Below are 21,745 nucleotides of genomic sequence, written 5' to 3'. Positions count from 1 at the left end.
TCGACGTCACCGGGGGAATCATCTGTGACATCGACGACACTGTGGTGGTCACCAAGCTGCCGCGCCCCCTGCTGGCGGCCTGGAACTCCTTCGTGCTCGATGAGCATGCCCGCACCCCCACCCCCGGAATCGCGGTGATGCTGGAGAGGCTGCGGGTCAGCCCCGCCACCGGAGAGGGGAACCAGAAGCCGCCGGTGGTGTACGTCTCCACCGGGGCGTGGAACGTGGCACAGACTCTGACGCGTTTTCTCACGCGCAACCTCTACCCGCACGGGCCCCTGCTGCTGACCGACTGGGGGCCCACCGATGATCGTTGGTTCCGCTCCGGGCAGCGGCACAAAGTCGAACAGCTGCAGCGTCTGGCCGAAGAGTTCCCGCACATCAAATGGGTGCTCATCGGAGACGACGGCCAGCATGACCCGGTCATCTACGCTGATTTTGTGCGCAAGTACCCCCAATCGGTCAAGGCAGTGATCATCCGGGAGCTGACCTATCCGGAGGCCGTGCTGGCCGGCGGCCGCGCCGAGCAGCCCGAGGGGGAGGAGCTGCTGATGGCCGCTGAGGACGGCAAACGCGCTCCGGGTATGCAGACGGTCGGAGAGCACCGGATTCCCTGGATCTACGGACCTGACGGCAAAGACATCTCGGAGGTGCTGAAGGCATCCGGCCTGCTCTGAGACGACCACGGCAGGGTCAGGCCACAGGGCGGGTCAGGCGAATCTGGGCAGCATTCCCCAGGCGCGTGCGCCGGTTGAGATGTGCTTCTGCGCCCGTGAGGACTGGAGTCGCCCGCTGACCTCGATCGCCCGCGCGTAGTGTCCGACCAGCTGGTTGCAGATCGCCTCCCACGTGCGCCCCTGCACCTCGTCGCGGCCGTGCAGCGCAAAGGATCGGCGAGCCGCCTCGTCGCGGACCAGGTGCTCCACAGCTGAGCGCATACCGGCGAGGTCTCCGGGGGCATAGAGCCAGCCGGTCCTCCCCGGATCCACCAGATCCAGCGGGCCGCCGCGGCCGACGGCGACCACCGGCACAGCGGCCGCATAGGCCTCCTGGATGGTCTGGCAGAACGTCTCAGCCTCCCCGGGGTGGACGAAGAGGTCCAAGCTGGCCATATGGGTGCCCAGCTCATCGCCGGAGCGGAAGCCGGCGAAGTGCGCTCGCGGCAGGCGTCTGCGCAGCTGCTGCTCCTGGGGGCCGGAGCCGATGATCACCAGCCGGGTTCCGGGGATGGAGTCCAGCACTGCCAGGTCTTCGACCTGCTTCTCAGCCGCAAGCCGGCCTGCGAAGCCGATCAGCAACTCAGCCTGCGGTGCTAGGTGCGCTCGCAGCTGCGGTGAGCGTCGCTCGGGGGAGAACGTCGCAAGGTCCACCCCGCGACGCCAGGTCTTGAGTCGCTTCAGACCGCGGCCGCGCAGCTGGTTCTTGGCGAAGGAACTGGGCACCAGGTTCAAGGTGGAGAGGCTGTGCATACGGTCCACGTGCTGCCACAGCAGCGCTTCGGCCCACGGGATCCTATATCGTGCCGCATAACTGGGCACCTCGGTCTGATAGACCGACACGATGGGCAGCCCCACCGCGGCTGCGGCCTGGATCGCCCGCCACCCCAGCACGAAGGGTGAGGCCACGTGGACGACGTCGGGCCGGATCTCTTCCAACAGGTGGCGGATGCGCATCACGAACCCGGCCGCAACGCGCACCTTCGGGTACTCCGGCAGCGGCAGTGAGGGCACGCGGACCACGGGAAATCCTTCGCACAGTTCCAGCTGCAGCTGGTCCTCTGCCAGCGGGCTGGTGTCAATGAACGTGTCTGAGGGGGCGATGACGGTGACCTGGTCGCCGCGTCTGCGCAGGTGGGCGAGCACCTGCAGGACCGAGTTGGTCACCCCGTTCATGTGCGGCAGGAACGATTCAGCAACGACCACTACCTTCATGGGTTCATCATCTGAGGCGAAGGTAGCGGCGCCAGAGAATCTGGACACATTCCAGGTGAACGGTCAGTGAATCTTCAGGTTGGACTCTGTGTCTGTGCGCTGCCGATCAGACAAGCACGCAGGCGGGCGTCATTGCCGGGTTATGCGGCTCAGCGCTGGCACTATAGAGGGAATGAGAAGACTGCCCACTGCGCCGCTGTGGATCTTCGGGATCTACGAGGCCCTGCAGGTCGTCGTCGCCACTGCGCTGCTGATAGCTCTGCCGGTGTTGGGCTTCACCCTGGCACGCGGCGTCAGCGAATTCGACCCCGAGACAGCGGGGGGACTGGCGGCTCAGGCCTGGATGGTGGTTCACGCTGCCCCGCTCAATATGGCAGATGCCGACGCGGAGTTTGCCTCAGGCTGGTTCCACCTGGTCCCCTTGGGCTTCACACTGATCCCGTTTCTGCTGGCCTGGCGCGCCGGGCGCCGCCTGGCTCAGGGTGCCTACCCGGATCAGCTGTGGCAGGGGCTGCTGGCCTTCACCCTCAGCTATGCCGCCGCCGGTGTCGGTCTCGCCGTCTTTGCCTCCGGTGACCCCGGCACCCGGGTGTGGACAGGAGTCGCTGCGGGTACGCTGGTGGGAATCGGTTCGCTCTGCGGCTGCTACGCCGAAGCGCGCAGCGCCACCCGAATGATCGGCATAGACTTAGAGGCCCGGGTGGAGAGGTACTCCCAGCAGCTGAAGTGGGCAGGAGCCTACCTGTGGGCGGTGCTGCGGGCAGGTGTGGTCGCTGCCGTGGCCGCCGTCGGGCTCTCGGCGCTGCTGCTGGCCGCCTGGTTGGGGTCGCAGTGGATGCAGATCGCCAACGCCTACCAGCAGATCGACGCCGGACTCTGGGGCGGCATCGGGCTGACTCTGCTGCACCTGGGGCTGGCTCCCAACGCTGTGCTGTGGACGCTGGCCTATGCCTCTGGAGCCGGATTCTCCATGGGTGCAGGATCGCCGGTGGGGCCCTTTGCCACTGAACTGGGTGCGGTGCCTGATGTGCCGGTGCTGGCGGCTCTGCCGGATCAGGTTCACGACTACTCGGCGGCGGTGCTCGCGCTGGTGCTGGTGGCCGGGATCGCCGCCGGCTGGTGGCTGATGCGCGAAGGCGAGAACCACTTCGACGACTGGTGCCAGCTGAAGCTGCGATTCCGGGCGGCCTCCCTGACCCTGTCCACCCTGACCCTGGGTGTGCTGACCGGACTGGTGACCGCCGCGCTGCTGATCGGGCCGCTGTGGCTCTCCCACATCTCATTGGGCGTGGGGCGGATGAACGACGTCGGACCCCACGCGGGGATCGCTGCCGGGCTGATCGGTGCCGGGGTGGCCCTGGGAGTGATGCTCGGCTACCTGCTGGCACCGGCCACTGCGCTGAGCAGGCAGCGCCGAGCCGCACGCCTGTAGGTGCCTGCGCCTATGGGGCGGGGGCGCCCGTAAGTGACGAGAAGATATCGTCCTGGTACTGGCTGGAGCAGTGATTCACCGAGCGTTGGGTCAGTGCTGCGCGCATACATTCATCAAAGGTGGCGCTGGCCTCCCAAAAGATCGTCTGCACCCCGGCGGCGGTGAGGAAGAGGCCACAGCTCAGCGTCACCAGCACCGCGCCGATGAGCACCAGGGCAGGAAGCTTCCTGCGGATGCACTGCACAAAGAGCACCACACCCCCGACGACGCCGATCAGGGCTGCGAGCACAGTCATCACTCGCCACGGCAGCGGCATCTGCAGGCCCGCGTAGGCCACAATGATCGCCAGCATCAGCCAGCCTAAGAACCGGGAGTAGAAGATGCGCGCCGTCTCATCCGGACGCAAGGAGCGCTCAGGCGGCGGTGTGGCGCCCATCAGATCCCCTCACTTCCTGCTGATCACGTAGTACGGCCGCCAGGTTCTTCGGCCGTGCCCCAGCCTACTGCCGACCGGTAGTCTGGGGCGCATGCGCATCGTGGTCCTGGTCTCCGGCTCCGGCACCAATCTGCAGGCTGTCCTCGACGCCGCACAGACGGGTGAGCTGGCAGCAGAGATCGTGGCCGTCGGGTCCAACGCTGCTGACTCCGGCGGCCTCCAGCGAGCCCACCGGGCGGGGATCCCCACATTCTGTGTGCCGCTGGAGCGGGGCGCCTCCGCTGAGCGGCGCGAGGAATGGAACAGCCAACTCTGCGCAGCGGTCACCGAGCACCAACCGGATCTTCTGGTCTCCAGCGGGTTCATGCGGATCGTCTCCGCAGGGTTCCTGGAGGCGGTCGGGGTGCCCTATATCAACACGCACCCTGCGCTGCTGCCGAGCTTCCCCGGGGCCCACGGGGTGCGCGATGCGCTCGCCCACGGTGTGAAGGTCACCGGCTGCACAGTCCACGTGGTCGACGCCGGGGTCGACACCGGCCCCATCCTCGCCCAGACCGCAGTCGAAATCAGAGACGACGACGACCAGGGGGCCCTGCATGAGCGGATCAAAGTCCAGGAGCGTCGGCTGCTCATCGCCACGCTGAACCGGATCGCCTCCGGTGAGCTGGTCCTGAGCTGAGGGGAGGCCTCAGCCTGCGTAGGGGTTGTTGGATCCGCTGTACGGGGGCTGTTGGCCCGGTCCTGACTGGCCGCCGGAGTAGGGGAACCCGCCGCCGTACTGCCGGTTCCGCCGTGCGTCCTTGAACGCTCTGCGCTGGTGAACGAACGTATTGGATGCCGGCAGCCACAGCAGCACCAGTGCGGCGATGCTGGCCAGCACAGTGGCGGCGATGATCGCGAAGGAAATGCCGTCCAGGCTCAGCAGCAGGAACAGCAGGCTGCCCGTCAGCCAAATGGTCGCCAGCACCCGTCCCACATTGCCGGTCATCGTGCCGACGAAGGCCAGGGCAACGTACACCGCCAGCAGCACGATCGCCCAAATCAGAGCGAGGACTCCTATGCCCGTCAGTGTCATCTCCATGACCTCTTCTGGGCTGAGCTCCTGCAGCTGCGGGTCATTCTCGAAGGAGGTGATCATGGTGTCACGGATCTGGTCGGTCAGCAGCTCGCTGGCGTCCTGGGCCTGCACAGTCACCATCACGTAGATGCCCCAGACCAGGGAGAGCGCCCCTGCGCCGAGCATCAGCACCATCGACAGCACCAGGGTGAGCGGCCGCTTGGGCTTCTGGGTCACCCAGGAGCCGGGACGGTCGCCCGGCTGCTGAGGGGGCTGCTGCCACCCCGGCTGAGCGGGCGTGGAGTACTGGCCCCCAGCACCAGCGGCCGCATAGGGGCCCGGCTGGCCTGCGGCGCCGGCCGAATCCGCACTAGCTGGATCCCCACCGGGCTGACCCCAGGTGGGCTGTCCGTAGGGGTTGGGCTGCCCGCCGGCGCTGGGCTGCTCACCTGCGGGATTTCCGGAGCTCTCAGAACGCGCAGCGTATGCCCCGTAGCGCGGCTGGGGCCGCTCCTGGCCCTGCCCCTGATCCTGCTGCCGACCCTGCTCGGGCTCGCCATCCGGGCTGGTCTCGCCATACGGGTTACTCATAGGAGCTAGCCTATTCCGTATGGCATCTACTGCGACAATCCACCTGGTCCGCCACGGTGAAGTGTATAACCCGGACAAGGTCCTCTACGGCCGGCTGGACGGGTTCGGCCTCTCCGAGCTCGGCCGGCAGATGGCCGAGGGGATCGCCGAGCACTTCGCCCAGCGTGCAGACAACGGGCACCCGCTGCACCTGCTGGCCAGTTCGCCGCTGCAGCGCGCGCAGGAGACGATAGCGCCGCTGGCTGCGGCGCTGCAGCTGCCGGTCATTGAGGAAGAGCGGGTCCTGGAGGCCGAGAACGCCTTCGAGGGCCTCTCCAACGTGAAGCACCGGCTGCGCCGGCCGCGCTATTGGCCGCTGCTGCTCAACCCCTTCCGGCCCACCTGGGGCGAGCCGTACAAGCAGCAGGTCGAACGCATGCTGGCCGCAGTCAAAGATCTCGCCGACCGGGCGATCGCCGAACACGGCGACGGCGCCGAAGCAGTCGTGGTCTCCCACCAGCTGCCCATCTGGGTGACCCGGCTCTGGGCCGAGCAGCAGCCGCTGTGGCATGATCCCCGCCAGCGCGAATGCAGCCTGACCTCGGTCACCAGTCTGCACATCGGGCCCACCGGGGTCGAGTCTCTCAGCTACACGGAACCGAACCGGCACCTTTCTGACCAGGCTCTCGCGCTGCCCGGAGCGTAGGGCGCAGCAGAACCTGAGGGAAAGTGACGCAAAGTTCTACAGGCTGTAGAATTTGGTGAGCTTATGACTACCCTCCAGCGATCCGGCAAACGGGTGCGCGCATTCGGCGCGGCCCTGCTGGTCATTGCCTTCTCATTGGTCGCCTGCGGCTCAGGCAGTGATGACCTGGCCCAGCGGGCCTCCAACGATGGGTCCAACTATGTCGCCGGCGACGGTTCCGTCGAAGAGCTTGCACCGCAGAGCCGGGGCGAAGCCGTGGAGTTCGAGTCCGAGCTGTTCGACGGCACCCAGATCACCCCTGAGACGTTCCAGGGGGAGGTCAGCGTCATCAACTTCTGGTACGCCGCCTGCGCCCCCTGCCGCGTTGAGGCCCCAGACCTGCAGGATGTCCACGAAGAGTTTGAGCCCCAGGGCGTGCAGTTCTTCGGCGTCAACACCCGTGACACCGAAGAGACCGCAGAGGCCTTCGAGCGCAACTTCGGCATCACCTACCCCTCCATGGAGGATCGCAGCGGCCAGGTGGTCATGGCCATGACCGACTACGTCCACCCCTCAGCGGTGCCCACCACCCTGGTGCTCGACAAGCAGGGCCGTGTCGCAGCGAAAGTCGTGGGCATCGTCGAGCCCTCAACGCTGCGCGCACTGATCACCGCGACGCTGGAGGAGGACGACGACGGCGCCGCAGCATCGGCACCAGAGCAGATCCCGGCGCCTGAGGCATGACCCCGGTGCTGACGGCGAACAACCCCTTCGCCGAGATCATCTTCGACTCCTCGCTGCTGCTGGCCGCACCCATCGCTCTGCTGGCCGGATTGGTCTCCTTCCTCTCACCGTGCGTGCTGCCGCTGGTGCCCGGCTACCTGGGCTACGTCACCGGCCTCTCCGGCGTTGACCTGCACGAACGCTCCAAGTCACGCATGGTCCTCGGCGCCAGCCTCTTTGTGCTGGGCTTCTCGGTGATCTTCGTGCTCATCGGCGCAGTGTTCACCTACGCCACCGCCTGGCTGCGGTTCGAAGGCGCCTGGGTGGTCCAGGTCCTGGGTGCGGTGGTGGTGTTCATGGGGCTGATCTTCATGGGCGCCTTCGGGTTCTTCCAACGTGAGCGCAAAATCACCCGCCGCCCGCCCGACGGGCTGCTGGGCGCCCCGATCCTCGGTGCGACCTTCGGCATCGGCTGGGCCCCGTGCATCGGCCCCACACTGGCTGCGGTCCTCGCCCTGGTCTACGGCAGTGACCCGGGGCGCGGGGCGCTGCTGGTGTTCATCTACTGCCTCGGACTGGGGCTGCCGTTCATCCTGATCAGTCTGGGACTGCAGCGCGGAATGCGCGCCCTGGACTTCTTCAAGCGGCATAAGGCGGCGGTGATGCGCACCGGCGGCGCCGTGCTGATCGGCGTGGGGCTGCTGATGGTCACCGGCATCTGGAACCAATGGGTCTTCGCCCTGCAGGACTGGTTCGCCAATGAGATTGTGATGCCCATCTGATGACAGAGCCCACCAACCACGAAAGAGAACCCTCAGCCCACCGGGACAATGCCCGCGAAGACGCGATGAACGCCGCCCAGGGAACGGCCAAGAAGGACGCCGTCGTCCCCGCTCTGGGGCTGAAAGGGATGCTGCGCTGGGCGTGGACGCAGCTGACCAGCATGCGCACCGCCCTGATGCTGCTTCTGCTGCTGGCGGTGGCCGCAGTGCCCGGCTCGATCTTCCCGCAGCGGGTCCAGGACGCCTTCGCCGTGGAAACCTGGATCGAGAACAACCCCACACTGGGGCCGATCCTGGACGCCCTGCAGATGTTCGAGGTCTACTCATCAGCTTGGTTCTCCGCGATCTACCTGCTGCTGTTCATCTCCCTGATCGGCTGCATCATCCCGCGAGCCCGCAAACACATCCAGCAGATGCGCTCGGCCCCGCCGCGCACTCCCCGGCGGCTGCAGCGGATGCCCGAGTATGGGGCGGTGGAGCTCGACGAGGGCGGCCCCGCACCCCAGCAGACCCTCGACGACGCCGCCAAGATCCTGAAGAAGCGCGGCTACCGGGTGGAGCGGCGCGAGACGTCGGTGGGCGCAGAGAAGGGCTACCTGAAGGAAGTCGGCAATATCCTCTTCCACGTCTCTCTGGTGGGCGTGCTGATCTTCGTCGCGCTGGGGTCGATGTTCAGCTACCGGGGGCAGAAAATCATTGTGGAGGACGAAGGCTTCGTCAACGCCCTGGTCGCCTACGACAACTTCTACCCCGGAACCTGGTTCAGCGAGGACCAGCTGGAGCCCTTCAGCGTCCAGCTCAACGACTTCCACCGCTCCTTCGACCGGGAGATGGTCGACGGCGAGCCGGGCCCTAACTGGGGCAGTCCGCTGGGCTTCACCGCCGATGTCACCGTCCAGGAGGGCACCGGGGGCGAGCCGCGGGACACCACCCTGGAAGTCAACCATCCGCTGAGCATGGGCGGTGCCAACGTCTACCTGGTCGGCAACGGCTACGCCCCGGTGATCACCGTGCGCGACGGCGAAGGCGAGGTGGCGTACTCCGGTCCGGTCGTCACCCGCCCCGACGACGGCGTCTACACCTCCATGACCGTTGTCAAAGCTCCCGACGCCAGCCCCGAACAGCTGGGGTTCGTCGGGCTCTTCCTGCCCACGGCCGTGGATTCCGGCGGTGGGCTGGGGGTCTCGGCAGATCCGGAGCTGGGCAACCCCGAGCTGCACCTGAACTCCTACGCCGGAGACCTGGGGCTCGACGACGGGCAGCCGCAGAACGTCTACGTCCTGGACACCGATGAGCTGGAGGTCCTGAACTCCCGCGAGGTCGAGGCCGGCGGCATCGTGCTGGCACCGGGAGAGACTCAACAGCTGCCCGATGGTCTGGGCGAGATCGAATTCGAAGAGGTCCAGAACTACATCGCCGTCGACATCACCTACAACCCCGGCGAGACCTGGGTGCTGATCTTCGCGCTCACCGCGACCGCAGGGCTGGTCAGCAGCCTGTTCCTGCGCCGCCGTCGGGCCTGGGTGACAGCAGAGACCACTGAGGCTGGGCGTACACTGGTGCGCTACGGGCTGCTCTCCAGAGGAGAAGACTTCAGCCTGCGGGACGAGAACGTCGCCCTGCGCGCCCAGTTCGAGACGACCTGGCCAGTCCGCGCCCCCGAGGAGAACACTTAACCCATGAGTATTTCCGTCCTGACTGCCGCACTGCCGAGCATCAACGTGCAGCTGGCTGAGTACGCTGAGCTGTTCACGCTCATCGCCGCGCTGATCTACACGCTGGCGTTCATACTGTTCACCGTGGACGCGGTGCGCAGCTCCGCTACGATCCGCCGGGTTGAGCAGGAGCTGGCCGCCGAATCCGGTGCGCAGCCCACCCGGGTGCCGGCCGACGTCGCCGCAGGCTCCGGCCGAGGCGGCCATGGGGGAGCCGGGCCGACGTCGGGCGACTCCGACGCCGAGCTGGTCGATGAAGACATGGGGTATGTGGGAACCCGCCGCCCCTTCGCCAACGTGGCTGTCGCGCTGACCATCGTGGCGGTGGCCGCCCATGCGTTTGCGGTGGTGGCTCGCGGCCTGGCAGCCTCGCGGTGGCCGCTGGGCAATATGTACGAGTTCCTCGTCGGCGCCTCGCTGGTGGTCGCCGTCGTCTACCTGATCAGTCTCATCCGCCGGGACCTGCGCTTTTTGGGCATCTTCGTGCTCGGGCTGGTGGTCGTGATGATGGTCGCAGCCACTATCGGCTTCCCCACACCGGTGGGTCACGTGCAGCCGGCGCTGCAGAGCCCCTGGCTGGCCATTCACGTCTCGTTGGCCTCCCTGGCCATCGGCCTGTTCGTGCTCACCTTCGCGATGAACCTGCTGCAGCTGGTGCAGTCCCGCCGTGAGAAGGCGCTGGCGCACGGACCCTCTGGCAGATTTGAGCGCACCGTGGCTGGCTGGCAGTTCATGCGACTGGTCCCCAAGGCCTTCTCCCTGGAGTCCTGGGCTTACCGGCTCAACGCGGTGGCCTTCGTGTTCTGGACCGTGGGCCCGGTGATCACCGGAGCCATCTGGGCCCAGCAGTCCTGGGGCCGGTACTGGGGCTGGGACCCCAAGGAAGTCTGGACGTTTGTGATCTGGGTGGTCTACGCCGGCTACCTCCACGCCCGGGCGACCCGCGGCTGGACCGGAAACCGCGCCGCATGGCTGTCCATCATGGGATTCGTCTGCATCATCATCAACTACGGCGTCGTCAACGTCTACTTCCCCGGCCTGCACTCCTACGCAGGGCTTCCGGAGTGATCCTATGGCTGTCCTGAAATACTCGGTACTGCGACTGGGCGTCTTCGCCGTCGTCTTCTTCCTCTGCCTCTACGTGGACCTGGGAGACTTCACCCTCATCTTTGGGCTGATCATCGGTCTGATCGTCTCCTGGGCCGTGGGCTACCTGTTCTTCAACCGGTGGCGGATCGCCGCCGCCGAGCAGCTGGCGAATCTGGGCAGCAGGCGCAGACGCAGCGCAGCGGAGCGTCAGGACAATGCGGCCGAAGACGAGTTGGCTGAACGATTCCAGGAGAACGACGACGCCGCAGAGGACAGGTAGCGGCCATTCAGCCCAGCGGGAACTGTATCCGGCACGGCTAGGGGTGCCCAGCCGGGTCCATTAGTCTAGATGTCATGGTACGTTTCTTCATCGGTCTCGGAGTGGTGGCGCTCGGCCTGCTCATCTACTGCACGGTCGAATGCATCCAGACTCCGCGCCACCGTGTGCGCGTGCTGCCCAAAGTGTCCTGGATCTTCATCATCCTGCTGCTGCCGCTGCTGGGCCCCGGACTTTGGATGGCCTTCGGCCGGGCAAAGGACACTCCCGCAGCCCCGCAGCGTAGGGGACCGGCGGCACCAGATGACGACCCCGAGTTCCTGCGGCGGGTAGAGATCGAACGCCGGCAGCACCAGCGCCGTGAGCAGGAGACGCAGAAGAGTGCGGAGCAGGCCCGCAAACGGCGTGAGGAGGCGGAACGTCGCGACAGCCAGCAGAGCAGCGAACAGAGCAGCGACTCGACGGGCGCCGATGCTGCCACCGGTGAGTCCGACTCCCGGAGCTCAGAGGATCCCAGGGCCTCCGATGACGACGAATCCGAGGGCGGTCCCGACACCGGGCCCACCCCCCAGCGCGGCTGAGCAGTTCCAGGCGCTGCACAGTACCAGCCTCTGCGCAGAACTGAGCCCCGCAGCACTGAGCCCCTCGCACCACCCCGCCTGAATCGGCCCCCTTCCGCTTATCACCGTCTTATCGGTTCATCACCGTCGTGGACGAGGGTGATGAACTGATAGCTGGGTGATTTTGCGTCGTGGGGAGGCAGTGACCAACGGGGCGGGCCCGCTCAGCTGATCAGCAGCGCGGCGGAGAACGCTGCGGCGAACACCAGCCCCACCATCGAGGTCTGCTGCAGCACCGGGATCAGGGCTGTCCCCTTGGGTCGGGTGGCGCGCCACGGCCACATGATGATCATCGGCCGCACCGCGATCGGCCAGGCCAGCACCACCAGCCAGAACCACGGCTGCTGCCCGGCGAGGCTCAGGCTCAGCGGAATGGCCACGGCTGCGGCGATCATGAAGCAGTAGGTCCAGCGGGCGCGGGTCTGTCCCAGCCGCACGGCCAGCGTGCGTTTGCCCGTGTCACGGTCGGTGGGAATGTCGCGGACGTTATTGGCCATCAGCAGCGCCGAGGCGATCAGCCCGTGGGAGACTGCGCCGACAGTCGAGGCGACCGAGATGTGCTCGACCATCGCGTAGGTGGTCCCCAGTGTGGCCACCAGTCCGAAGAAGACGAACACCATGACCTCCCCCAGCCCCAGATAGCCGTAGGGGTGCTTGCCTCCGGTGTACCACCAGGCGGCGAGCACACAGACGACGCCGACCGGAATCATCCACCACAGTCCGCTCAGCAGCACAATGCCCAATCCGGCCAGTGCTGCCAGGCCGAAGCTGATGAACGCCGCCGCCTTCACCTGCACGGCTGCGGCGGTGCCGGTGGCGGTGAGCCGCATCGGACCGACACGGACGTCGTCGGTGCCGCGCACCCCGTCGGAGTAGTCATTGGCGTAGTTAACCCCGACCTGCAGGGCAAGCGCGACCACCAGTGCCAGGGCTGCCACTGCCAGGTCGACTGCGCCCAGGTCCGGCCCGTCCAGGGTCACCTCACCTGGGACCGCCTCACCCGGGGCGCCGGCCCCGCTGCCAATGTGCACTGCTGCTGCCGCACCGATCACCACCGGAGATACGGCCATCGGCAGGGTCCGCGGACGCGCCCCGGCGGCCCACTGGCTCACTGTGGTCACGGGTCTGCTCCTTTCGTACGGTCACGCACTCTGACCGCAGTTTGTGGCGAAAATCCATCAGAATACCGTCAGCCTGCGTGATCGAACACCACGTGGGTCAGCGGCGGAGCAGATCGGTCAGCCGCTGCCGATCCGGCTTGCCGTTGGGCAGCAGCGGCAGTGAGCCCAGCAGCTCATAGTGCTTGGGAACTGCGGCGGCGCCCAGCTGCCGACGGACCAGATCATCGAGCTCGGCGAAGGTGCTGGCCCGGCGCGAGGTCGAGGACAGCACGACGGCGGCCACCACCTTCTGCCCCCACTGGGCGTCGTCTATGCCGGTGACGAACGCCTCACCCACCCGCGGGTGGGACTCCAGCGCCAGGCGCACCTGCTCGGCGGAGACTTTGACCCCGCCGGTGGTGATCACATCATCGACTCGGCCGGTGACGCTCAGCTTGGGAACGATCTGGGTCGAATGCCCCGCGCCGGATACCTGGGCCACGGTGTCCAGCGCGTCGGCGTCCTCGGTGCTCAGGCTGCCCAGATCGTCGGTGCGGAAGCGGCGCTCGCCGGTGGCAGCCTCTGTGGTGAACTTTTCGGCGGTGAGCTGCTCGTCGTCCAGGTACCCCAGGGCGAGCATGGGACCGGCCAACTGCACCCGACCCTGGGCTCCGATGCTGATGCTCACCCCCGGCAGCGGGTAGCCGTCGTAGACGCAGCCGCCGCAGGTCTCACTCATCCCGTAGGTGCGGATGACGTTGAGCCCCAGGCGCTTTGCCCGCCCGTAGAGCTCCGCGCCGGTCGCACCGCCGCCCAGCAGGATGGCGTCGAAGCGGCGCAGGGCATCCAGCAGGACTGGGTCGTCGTCGTGCTCCAGAAGGCGCTGCAGCTGGGTGGGGACCAGGGAGGCGAACCGCTTCTGCCCGGTCAGCTGTTCGGCGGCTTCGGTGAAGCGGTGCGGATCTGTGGTGTGCTGCAGCAGGGCGACCGGTGTGGTTGCTGCGACCAGGCTGCGGGTGAGGACGGCCAGGCCCGCCACGTAGCTGGGCTGCAGGGTCAGCAGCCACTGCCCATGGCCGCCGAGGGCCTGTGCGGTCATCCGCGCCGAGGCCTCCAGCGCGTCCCAGGAGAGCAGCGTCTGCTTCGGTGTGCCGGTGGAGCCGGAGGTGCGGACCACCGCCGCGGCGCCGGAGTCTGCGGCGTCCTCGCGCAGGGTCCAGTGCGGGTGGGTGTCGTCGTCGTGCTCGGTGGGGAGGAACTCCACCGGTGGGGCGTCCGCGCGGCGTGCGGCGTCGATGGCGGCCAGCGCCTCAGCGAGCCAGCTCATAGTCCCGACCTCCCCCATTTCTGCATCCTTCCAGCTTATCCAACTTGCAGGGCAGCTGCGCTGGTCCGGTCGTTGGCGTTGAGCCCGGGTGGGAGCAGCCGTTTCACACAGTAGGAGCATCACGCTCCGTCCGTGCCGGTGGCAGACCAACCCCCGGTGCTATTGATCAGTGGGGGATCGAACGCCGGCCAGCCCGCTCAGCAAAGGAGTCGATCGCGGCGAGCACCTCATGGCTGCGCCAGAACGGGCCGAGCTGGTGTTCGGCTTTGGACTTAGCAATACCAGCCTCGACGAGCGCCTGAAGAGGCGGATACACATTAGGCTGCTTCACGCCCAGTTCCGCAGCCGCAGCTGCACTGTTGAGCACCGGGCGATGTGTAAGGACATCGAGAAGCTTCCACGCATTCGAATTGCTGCGAGCTTTAAGCCGGTGGTTCCAGCTCTGGCGGATACCATCGATCTCTGCCACCAGCTGGCGGGCGTTGTGAACAGCGCGCAGCGAGGCCGCGGCGAACGCGTGGATGATCGGGTCGACCTCACCGGCCCGGTAGGCGGTCAGTGCAGCGTGATACCCCTCGACGTCGGCAAGCAGCCCCGCAGAGACCGGCACCGCAACATTCCGGGTCACTCCCCGGTGGCGCAGCATGGACTGAGCTAGAGCCCGACCTACTCGGCCGTTGCCGTCACTGAAGGGGTGAATGGTTTCGAACTGGGCATGGCCGACAGCCACGGAGATCAGGGCGGGCACCCTGGGATCGTTGACGAAATCGGCGAGGTCATCCATGAGCTTTGCGACATGCTCGTGGTCCGGAGCAACGAAAGAAGCGCCGACGGGGCTGTCAGAGCGGGTTCCGATCCAGACCGGCTCATCGCGCCAGCGCCCAGGTGTGTGGTGTGGCTGGCCCTCCATGAGCACAGCGTGGACTTCCTTGATGGACTCCGCAGAGGGGTCCTCGGCTAGCTCGAGAGCGGCTTGCATGGCCTGGGTGTTGGCCACGACAGTCTCGGCATTCCGACTGCGGCGAAGCCCAAGCTCCGTGCTGAAGATTGCTCGGGCTGAAGCGCTGAGATTCTCGATCTGTGAGGATGAAGCTGCCTCAGATCGTAAGAGCACCGGAGCAAAGGCGGCGATCCTCTGGCCCAGCTCAGCGTCAAAGCGGGTGAGTTCCCGCTCGGCCTCCTCAGCTTCTCGGTAGGCATCTTGACCCGGTGATGGTCTGCGACCAGCTATGCGCGGCACGAGGGCCGAGTGATAGGTAGACCCAAGCGCAGCTCGTTCCACATCAACGCCCCAGGTGGCATGAGCAGTTGGCAACCATCTACGAGTCTCGTACTCAAGTGATGGCCACTCAGTCTGCGAAGTCATAGACCAGCTCCTTGAGATTATGAGTTAAGCAAGTATCTCATAATAGTATCGCGCAAGCTTATGGTTTGTGGTTCCCCGCCGCTGACCGACCGCGAATCGATGCCGCTGATCGTTCAGGAGAGCCTGAGCGACGACGGAACTGAGGCGCCTCGGGCTTCGCGGCTGATGGTCTTCATTGAGATCGTCATCGCGGTTCACTCCACGCGCTGCCACCAGTGGCAGTAGCTATCTCGGAGCGGTCTCGCCCGCGATGCGAAGGGGGCCGCTACTAATAGTAGTAGGGGTAGTCGGACCAGTTGGGGGCCCGCTTCGCCAGGAACGCGTCGCGCCCCTCAACAGCCTCATCGGTCATGTAACCCATGCGGGTGGCCTCGCCGGCGAAGACCTGCTGACCGGCCAGTCCGTCGTCGACGGCGTTGAAGGCGAACTTCAGCATGCGCACCGCCTGCGGCGACTGGCCGGCGATGTCGTCGGCGTACTCCAAGGCGACCTGCTCGAGCTTCTGGTGGTCGACCGCCTCGTTGACCGCACCGGCGGCCACCATGTCTTCGGCGGTGTGCTCGCGGGCGAGGAAGAAGATCTCCCGGGCCTTCTTCTGGCCGATCTGCCGGGCCAGCAGCGCGGAACCGTAGCCGGCGTCGAAGGAGCCCACAGTCGCGTCAGTCTGCTTGAACTTCCCGTGCTGGCGCGAGGCGATGGTTAGGTCGCAGACCACGTGCAGCGAGTGCCCGCCGCCGGCGGCCCAGCCGTTGACCACGGCCACCACGACTTTGGGCATGGTGCGGATGAGCCGCTGGACTTCCAGGATGTGCAGCCGGCCGGCCCGGGCAGGGTCCACGGTCTCGGCGGTCTCCCCTTCGGCGTAGCGGTATCCGTCGCGGCCGCGGATTCGCTGATCACCGCCGGAGCAGAAGGAGTGCCCCCCGTCCTTGGGGGAGGGTCCGTTGCCGGTGAGCAGCACTGCGGCCACATCCGGAGTCATCCGGGCGTGATCCAGCGCGCGATAGAGCTCATCGACGGTGGAGGGGCGGAAGGCGTTGCGCACCTCGGGCCGGTCGAAAGCGATGCGCACTGCCGGCAGGTCGCGCAGGATCGCCCCGGCCTCGTCGCGCTCCACACGCCGGTGGTAGGTGATGTCGTCGAAACCGAAGCCGGTGACCTCCCGCCACTGGGCGGGGTCGAAGACGTCGGAGACCTTCGCCGCAGACTGCGCGGCGGATGTGGAGGGGTTGGGGGAGTCAGTGCCAGTCACAGACAGCCACTCTACCGATCAGTGCGTCCTGGGGGGACCCGGTGCGCATTCCCCGCGCCGTCCGAACCGCGCCGTCCGAACCGCGCAGCCCAAACTTCACAGCCGAATGAAGGATCATAATCCACTCAGGCTGTGAAATCTGAACAGCACTGTGACATTTGAACAACGCTGTGAGGACTCGGCGCAGCGGCGCCGCGCCACCCTGGGCCACTGAGCGTGGAGCGGGACTCTCACCGCCGGGGACTCTCACTGCTGATGCAGGCCCAGCTCAGCGTGAATACCCCGGGCGACGGCGGCCGCACCGGCAGGTGCCATCACGATCGTGTAGTGGTTGGTGTCGGGGACCTCTTCGGTGGCCATCTGGTGCGCCAGGGCTGGCACTCGGTCAGCCCAGTCAGTCAGATACTGCCGGTTGTAGAGCCCGGGCTCATCGCCGAGCAGCCCGCGTCGGCACCAGTACAGCCGGGTGGGCACCTCGAGCTCGTTGAGCGCCTGCAGCAGGGCGCCGCCGCCCTGCAGCTCAGCGGTGTCCTGGGCCATGGCCTCATACTGGGTGGCCGGACGCAGCAGCTGATCTTCGAGTTCCAGGTCGTAGGTGATGTAGTCCTCCATCAGCGCTGCGGTGCCGCGCCCATCCGACCAGGAGTCGCCCAGGGCCGGGTGCTCCAGCCAGAAGGTGCGGTACTGATCCACTGAGGTGAACCGCATGGCCAGCCGCTCTGCCACGGGGCCGAGGACCGCCTGGACCACCTGGTCCGGGGTCAGCTCAGCCGGGACATCGAGCGGAATGCCGCCGTCGATGAGGACGGCTGAGTTCACCAGCGACCGATGCCGGTGGGCGAGGACCAGAGCGACGAAGGCCCCCATCGAGTGGCCCACCACGGTGACCGGCCCAGCGGAGAGTGCCTGCAGGACGGCGGCCATGTCATCAGCGTGCACCGGCATCCCGTAGGGGCCGGGCAACAGGTTGGACCGGCCGCGTCCGCGCAGATCCGGTGCGATGACCCGCACCCCCTCAAGCGCCTCCGCCAGCAGGCCGAAGCTGCGGTGGGAGGCGGAGACCCCGTGGACGGCCAGCACAGTGGGTGCGGCTGGGTCCTCGGGACCCCAGACGCCGACGGTCATGCTCCCGCCCGGCACGGGAATCTGATGCTGGCGATAGCTGCGGCCGATATCGGTGTGGCTGTGGTTCTTCGCCACGTGGGCAGCGACCTGTGGGGTCACCGCGGCCGGCGCCTGGGTGCTCTGGGCCGTCTCAGACATGGTCAGTTCCCTTCCGGCTCACCGGGGCCGGCGCCAACGCCCGCTCGATGAACTCCATCATGGTGTCGAATACGTGCTCCGGTACTTCCTGGGTCCCTGGCTCCGTCGAGGAGTCACCCGCAGGACTCTCATGGGGCCACAGCACCCAGCGCATCCCGACGATCTCGCCGATGCCCATCAGCGCCCAGGCGACCACTTCAGGGTCCATCTGGTGGACCTCGCCCGCCTGCTGGCCCTGCTGGATCCCCTCGGCGTAGCCGTCGACGATCCTGGAGTAGTGCAGGCGCAGCGCCTCTGGGGAGGCGAACTCAGCTTGGCGGATGATCCGGTAGAGCGCCGGGTGCTCGGCGGTGAAGCGGAAGAACGCCCGGAAGCCGGCCCGTTCGGCGGCGATCCGGCCAGCATCGGCCTCGGCCTTGGCGGCATCGTTCATCGCGCGGCGGACCCTGCGGTTGAGGTCGACCACCACTTCGTTGAAGATCTCCTGCTTACCGGCGAAGTAGAGGTAGAAGGTGCCCAGACCGCAGCCGGCCTGCTCGGTGATCTTCACGATGGAGGCCGTCGGGTAGCCCAGCTGCGCGAAGACCTGTTCGGCGGCGTCGAGCAGCCTGCGGCGGGTGCGCAGCCCGCGGGCAGTCAGTACGGTGCCCCGGGTCGTCGTCGGTGCGGAATCGGCTCCGGCGTCGTCGGTGTCAGGGTGCAGCGGCTCAATGGCCATGGTGACTCCTCTCTGCGGCGGCCGGGCGCAGCCGAGCGCGGGCGACTTTGTCCAGGCCGGTCCGCGGCAGCACGGCGACAAAACTGTATGCGCTGGGCCGCTTAGGGGCGCTCAGATGCTCAGCGCAGTGTTCGTCAAGAGTGGTCTCATCGACCAGAACACCACGACGGCGGACAATGAATGCGTGGCCGGTCTCACCCCAGCGGTCGTCGGGAACACCGACGACGGCGGCGTCTGCGACCCCCGGGTGGGTGGCGAGGACCTGTTCAACCTCGGAGGGCACTACGTTCTCCCCACCACGGATGAAGATGTCTTTGAGTCGGTCGACGATTCGGAAGTAGCCCTCTGCGTCGCGTTCGACCAGGTCTCCAGTGCGCAGCCAACCACCGGCTAGGGCTCTGGCAGTAGCATCCGGGTCACCGAAGTAGCCGGCGAAGACGCTGGGGCCGGCCACCAGCAGCTCGCCGACGGCGGGCCCCTCCAGCAGCCGGCCGGTGACTGGGTCTGCGACGGCGACTTCGACATGCGGATAGGGTTTGCCCATCCAGCCGACGCGCTCGCGGGCGTCCTCAGCCGGCAGCGAGAGCACGTTCGGCCCCGCCTCGGTCAGCCCGTAGCCCTGCACCAGGGGGACGCCGCGGGCGTGCCAGACACGCAGCAGGGTAGGCGGCATCGAGGCGCCGCCCACCACCGCCAGGCGCAGGCTGGACAGGTCCGTGGCGGCGAAGTTGGGATGTTCGGCCAGCATCAGGTACTGAGTCGGCACCGCCATCAGGGTGGTGATCCGCCGCTCCTCGATCAGCGACAGCACCCGTCCGGCGTCGAAGGTCCGCTCCATCACCACTGTGGCCCCGGTCCACCAGGCCAGCAGCGGCTGAATGTTCCAGCCGCCGGTGTGGAACTGCGGCAGTATCGCCAGCACCACATCTGAGGTGGTGATCTCCAGGGTCCGGGAGAGCGCCAGGTTGTTCCAGAAGCAGTTGGCGTGGGTCAGCACCGCTGCTTTGGCCGGGCCTTCGGTGCCTGAGGTGAAGGGCATCAGCAGTGCGTCGTCATCCTGGACGGGGCTGCCCGGGGTGCGCAGCCCTGCTGTGCTGCCGCCGCGGCGGTGGGGGTCTGCAACCTCCAGTTCGATTCCGTCGCGGCCGGGCCGCACCCGGCTCGGCGCCGAGGTGGTCAGCGCGCAGGCCTCCTCGGCCAGTGAGCTGAACTCCTCCTCGATGACCAGCAGCGCGGGATCGGCGATCTGAAGCTGAGCGGCAAGCTCGCGGGGCCGCAGCCGCCAGGACAGCGGAGCCAGCACCAGTCCTGCCTTGGCGCAGGCGAAGAACAGCACGGCGTGGTCAGCACTGTTGCCGCTGATCGTGGCGATTCGCTCCTGCGGGCGGTATCCGGCGTTGATCAGCAGCTGCGCCAAACGGGCTGAGCGGTGCTCAAACTCCCGGTAGGTCAGCGCGACGCCGGCGTCGAGGATCGCAGTCCGGCCCGGGGTGGCGATGGCCCGGTCCGCGGTCCACCGCCCCAGAGTGTGCAGGGTGCCGGTCATTTGGACTGCTCCAGCAGGTCTGCCGGCGCTTCGCGTGTTCTGCGGCCCCACCTGGTCCGCCCGGCCATCCTGCGCACGAAACCGGCCAGCCCGCCGGGCACGAACAGCACTACCAGCACGAAGAGCGTCCCCACGATGAACAGCGGCTCTGACAGTGGCAGCTGGATGAACTCGGGCATCGATTGGATGGTCTCGGATTGGGCGAATACGGTCATCCGCTGCACCAGCAGCGTGTAGATCACCCCGCCCACCACTGCGCCCCAGCGGGACCCGACGCCGCCGAGGACCACCATGACCAGGATAGAGATGGTGAACTCCGCACCGACCGCCTGCGGGTTCGCTCCGGACTGCAGGATCAGGTAGACCATCCCGACGCAGCCGGCCAGGGTGCCGCCGACTGCGAAGATCAGCAGCTTGGCCACATAGGGCTGCAGTCCCAGTACCCGTACCCGCCGGTCGTTCTCCCGGACCGCTTCGGCCAGGTGGCCGGCGCGGGAGCGTTGGATCCAGGTGACCACGGCGAAGGTGACCAGCAGCGCTGCCAGGGCCATCCAGTAGACGTTGCGGGTGTTGTCCACCCCCACCAGGAAGCCGGGAATGTTCTCGGTGTTCAGGCGCAGCCCCTCTTCGCCGCCAGTGACCCCGCCGGGGTTGCGGCGCACCAGCACGGAGCCGGCCTGGGCAAAGGCTAGGGTGACCATGGCGAAGGGGATTCCGCTGACCCTCAGGGCGACCGAACCGGTGACCAGGCTGAGCGCCACGACCCCGGCCAGGGTGATCAGCATGGCGGGGATGAGGCCCATCCCGGTCTCGGCCAGCAGAATTCCCAGCAGGTAGGCGCCAGCTCCGACGTAGAGCGCGTGACCGAACGAGAGCATCCCGGCCACACCGAGGAACATGTGGTAGGTCAGAGCTATCGCGCCGTAGACCATGCACAGTGCCATCAGGTGCAGTGCCCCGGGTTCGTAGGTGGCCCCGGGAAGCAGGCCCGGGATCCGGATGTTCAGCAGCGGCAGCAGCACCAGGATGATCAGGGCCGCCACACCGATTCCCCAGCGCAGCAGCTTCCGACGCCGAGTGTGGGCCTGCTCTGCGGTGCTCGCCTGCTCCGGGGAGAGCGAGGTCCCCAAGCGATGCTGCACGGCCCGCCGCTGGGACTGGTCGGCAGCCGCCGGGGTCTTGCCTGTGGGAGGGTTGGACTGCTCGTAGCGGTTCTCAGTTGAGGTGCTCATGCGGCGGTCGTTACCTTTCGTCCCAGTAGTCCTGAGGGTTTGGTCAGCAGGACGACGGCCAGCAGGATGACGACTACGAAGTCGCCGACGCCCCAGTAGTAGTTGGCGAACTGCTGCAGCACCCCCACCAGCAGGGCGGCCACGGCGGCTCCGGCCAGGGAACCCAGCCCGCCCAGGATGGTGACGATGAACGCAAAGATCAGCAGCGTTCCCCCGAGCATCGGTGAGACATAGCCGAAGTAGTGACTGGCCAACACCCCGCCCATCCCGGCGGCTGCCCCGCCGATGGTGAACACCAGGGTGAAGGCGCGCCGGACGTCGATGCCCAGGGCGGTGACCATCGATCGGTTCTCCACCCCGGCTCGGATGATCATGCCGTAGCGGGTCTTCTTCAGGAACAGCACCATAGAGGCCAGGACCAGCACTGCCACCAGGATGGTGATGAAGATGTGGTTGGGGATGGCGGCACCGAGGATCGAGGTGGTGCCGGTCATCCAGCCGGGGCCGTCGATGAAGGCCGGCTCGGTGCCCCAGATGCCCTCGAACAGCGCGATGGCGGCCAGGTTCAGTCCCACAGTGACCAGCACCTGCTCGATGTGGCGCTCATAGAGGGGCCTGACCAGG

Annotated in this window: 23 protein-coding genes; 11 read left to right on the top strand and 12 right to left on the bottom strand. The window is 67.0% G+C overall.

Translation table 11 applies throughout. The annotated features are described in order from the left end of the window. On the top strand, window positions 1–677 hold a 677-nt coding region (locus FHX47_RS10055; protein ID WP_183358805.1), incomplete at its 5' end, for a phosphatase domain-containing protein. A 33-nt stretch (window positions 678–710) separates the two neighbouring features. Here the strand turns inward: FHX47_RS10055 and FHX47_RS10050 are convergent. After that, window positions 711–1,931 (bottom strand): glycosyltransferase family 4 protein, encoded by a 1,221-nt coding sequence (locus tag FHX47_RS10050; protein WP_183358804.1) that lies wholly within the window; start codon window positions 1,929–1,931, stop codon window positions 711–713. A gap of 172 nt (window positions 1,932–2,103) precedes the next feature. Between FHX47_RS10050 and FHX47_RS10045 the strand changes: the two genes are divergently transcribed. Beyond that, complete coding sequence (locus FHX47_RS10045) at window positions 2,104–3,363, top strand: cell division protein PerM (protein ID WP_183358803.1); 1,260 nt, start codon at window positions 2,104–2,106, stop codon at window positions 3,361–3,363. Between the two features lie 10 nt (window positions 3,364–3,373). Here the strand turns inward: FHX47_RS10045 and FHX47_RS10040 are convergent, their stop codons facing one another. After that, entirely contained in the window at window positions 3,374–3,799 is a 426-nt protein-coding gene (locus FHX47_RS10040) for a hypothetical protein (RefSeq protein WP_183358802.1), read from the bottom strand. Between the two features lie 91 nt (window positions 3,800–3,890). Between FHX47_RS10040 and purN the strand changes: the two genes are divergently transcribed. After that, a complete protein-coding gene (purN, locus tag FHX47_RS10035) occupies window positions 3,891–4,478 on the top strand; it encodes a phosphoribosylglycinamide formyltransferase (protein ID WP_183358801.1) in 588 nt (195 codons plus the stop codon). Between the two features lie 9 nt (window positions 4,479–4,487). Here purN and FHX47_RS10030 read toward each other — a convergent pair whose 3' ends face one another. Further along, window positions 4,488–5,447 carry a hypothetical protein gene (locus FHX47_RS10030; protein WP_183358800.1) on the bottom strand — a complete coding sequence of 320 codons (960 nt, stop codon included), beginning with the start codon at window positions 5,445–5,447 and terminating at the stop codon, window positions 4,488–4,490. A 19-nt stretch (window positions 5,448–5,466) separates the two neighbouring features. Between FHX47_RS10030 and FHX47_RS10025 the strand changes: the two genes are divergently transcribed. The 7 genes from FHX47_RS10025 to FHX47_RS09995 all read left to right on the top strand — a co-directional run bounded on the left by FHX47_RS10025 (window position 5,467) and on the right by FHX47_RS09995 (window position 11,278). Beyond that, window positions 5,467–6,132, top strand: a complete 666-nt coding sequence (locus FHX47_RS10025; protein ID WP_183358799.1) for a histidine phosphatase family protein — start codon at window positions 5,467–5,469, stop codon at window positions 6,130–6,132. A 63-nt stretch (window positions 6,133–6,195) separates the two neighbouring features. Next, complete coding sequence (locus tag FHX47_RS10020; protein WP_183358798.1) at window positions 6,196–6,855, top strand: TlpA family protein disulfide reductase; 660 nt, start codon at window positions 6,196–6,198, stop codon at window positions 6,853–6,855. Next, window positions 6,852–7,616 carry a cytochrome c biogenesis CcdA family protein gene (locus FHX47_RS10015; RefSeq protein ID WP_183358797.1) on the top strand — a complete coding sequence of 255 codons (765 nt, stop codon included), beginning with the start codon at window positions 6,852–6,854 and terminating at the stop codon, window positions 7,614–7,616. Before FHX47_RS10020 ends, FHX47_RS10015 begins: the two co-directional genes overlap by 4 nt. Then, window positions 7,616–9,292 carry a cytochrome c biogenesis protein ResB gene (gene resB, locus FHX47_RS10010; protein ID WP_246328169.1) on the top strand — a complete coding sequence of 559 codons (1,677 nt, stop codon included), beginning with the start codon at window positions 7,616–7,618 and terminating at the stop codon, window positions 9,290–9,292. The genes FHX47_RS10015 and resB overlap by 1 nt, the downstream gene beginning before the upstream one ends. Before the next feature lie 3 nt (window positions 9,293–9,295). After that, window positions 9,296–10,399 (top strand): c-type cytochrome biogenesis protein CcsB, encoded by a 1,104-nt coding sequence (ccsB, locus tag FHX47_RS10005; RefSeq protein WP_183358796.1) that lies wholly within the window; start codon window positions 9,296–9,298, stop codon window positions 10,397–10,399. 4 nt (window positions 10,400–10,403) lie between these two features. Then, window positions 10,404–10,700 (top strand): DUF4229 domain-containing protein, encoded by a 297-nt coding sequence (locus FHX47_RS10000; protein ID WP_183358795.1) that lies wholly within the window; start codon window positions 10,404–10,406, stop codon window positions 10,698–10,700. Between the two features lie 74 nt (window positions 10,701–10,774). Beyond that, entirely contained in the window at window positions 10,775–11,278 is a 504-nt protein-coding gene (locus tag FHX47_RS09995; protein WP_183358794.1) for a PLDc N-terminal domain-containing protein, read from the top strand. 203 nt (window positions 11,279–11,481) lie between these two features. Here the strand turns inward: FHX47_RS09995 and FHX47_RS09990 are convergent, their stop codons facing one another. The 3 genes from FHX47_RS09990 to FHX47_RS10910 form a co-directional block, all read right to left on the bottom strand. Then, entirely contained in the window at window positions 11,482–12,438 is a 957-nt protein-coding gene (locus FHX47_RS09990; protein ID WP_183358793.1) for a 1,4-dihydroxy-2-naphthoate polyprenyltransferase, read from the bottom strand. A 97-nt stretch (window positions 12,439–12,535) separates the two neighbouring features. Further along, window positions 12,536–13,744, bottom strand: coding sequence for an AMP-binding protein (locus tag FHX47_RS09985; RefSeq protein ID WP_183358792.1), 1,209 nt, complete (start codon window positions 13,742–13,744; stop codon window positions 12,536–12,538). A 166-nt stretch (window positions 13,745–13,910) separates the two neighbouring features. After that, entirely contained in the window at window positions 13,911–14,984 is a 1,074-nt protein-coding gene (locus FHX47_RS10910) for a Fic family protein (protein WP_343064366.1), read from the bottom strand. 186 nt (window positions 14,985–15,170) lie between these two features. On the opposite strand from FHX47_RS10910, the gene FHX47_RS09975 reads away from it, so the two are divergent. After that, on the top strand, window positions 15,171–15,335 hold the full coding sequence (locus FHX47_RS09975) for a hypothetical protein (protein WP_183358789.1): 165 nt from the start codon (window positions 15,171–15,173) through the stop codon (window positions 15,333–15,335). 43 nt (window positions 15,336–15,378) lie between these two features. Here the strand turns inward: FHX47_RS09975 and FHX47_RS09970 are convergent, their stop codons facing one another. The 6 genes from FHX47_RS09970 to FHX47_RS09945 form a co-directional block, all read right to left on the bottom strand. Beyond that, window positions 15,379–16,362 (bottom strand): 1,4-dihydroxy-2-naphthoyl-CoA synthase, encoded by a 984-nt coding sequence (locus FHX47_RS09970; RefSeq protein WP_183358788.1) that lies wholly within the window; start codon window positions 16,360–16,362, stop codon window positions 15,379–15,381. 246 nt (window positions 16,363–16,608) lie between these two features. Beyond that, window positions 16,609–17,625 (bottom strand): alpha/beta fold hydrolase, encoded by a 1,017-nt coding sequence (locus FHX47_RS09965; protein ID WP_183358787.1) that lies wholly within the window; start codon window positions 17,623–17,625, stop codon window positions 16,609–16,611. Next, window positions 17,618–18,343 carry a TetR/AcrR family transcriptional regulator gene (locus FHX47_RS09960; protein ID WP_183358786.1) on the bottom strand — a complete coding sequence of 242 codons (726 nt, stop codon included), beginning with the start codon at window positions 18,341–18,343 and terminating at the stop codon, window positions 17,618–17,620. The genes FHX47_RS09965 and FHX47_RS09960 overlap by 8 nt, the downstream gene beginning before the upstream one ends. Then, window positions 18,333–19,889, bottom strand: coding sequence for a class I adenylate-forming enzyme family protein (locus FHX47_RS09955; RefSeq protein ID WP_183358785.1), 1,557 nt, complete (start codon window positions 19,887–19,889; stop codon window positions 18,333–18,335). The genes FHX47_RS09960 and FHX47_RS09955 overlap by 11 nt, the downstream gene beginning before the upstream one ends. Continuing rightward, on the bottom strand, window positions 19,886–21,121 hold the full coding sequence (locus tag FHX47_RS09950) for a branched-chain amino acid ABC transporter permease (protein ID WP_183358784.1): 1,236 nt from the start codon (window positions 21,119–21,121) through the stop codon (window positions 19,886–19,888). Before FHX47_RS09950 ends, FHX47_RS09955 begins: the two co-directional genes overlap by 4 nt. Continuing rightward, a partial coding sequence (locus FHX47_RS09945) for a branched-chain amino acid ABC transporter permease (protein ID WP_183358783.1) occupies window positions 21,118–21,745 on the bottom strand: 628 nt, incomplete at its 5' end. The genes FHX47_RS09950 and FHX47_RS09945, both read right to left, overlap by 4 nt.

Source organism: Garicola koreensis (assembly GCF_014195445.1).
Taxonomy (GTDB): domain Bacteria; phylum Actinomycetota; class Actinomycetes; order Actinomycetales; family Micrococcaceae; genus Nesterenkonia; species Nesterenkonia koreensis.
The sequence above is the reverse complement of the archived record's forward strand: the minus strand, read 5'-3'. Positions and strand labels throughout refer to the sequence as shown.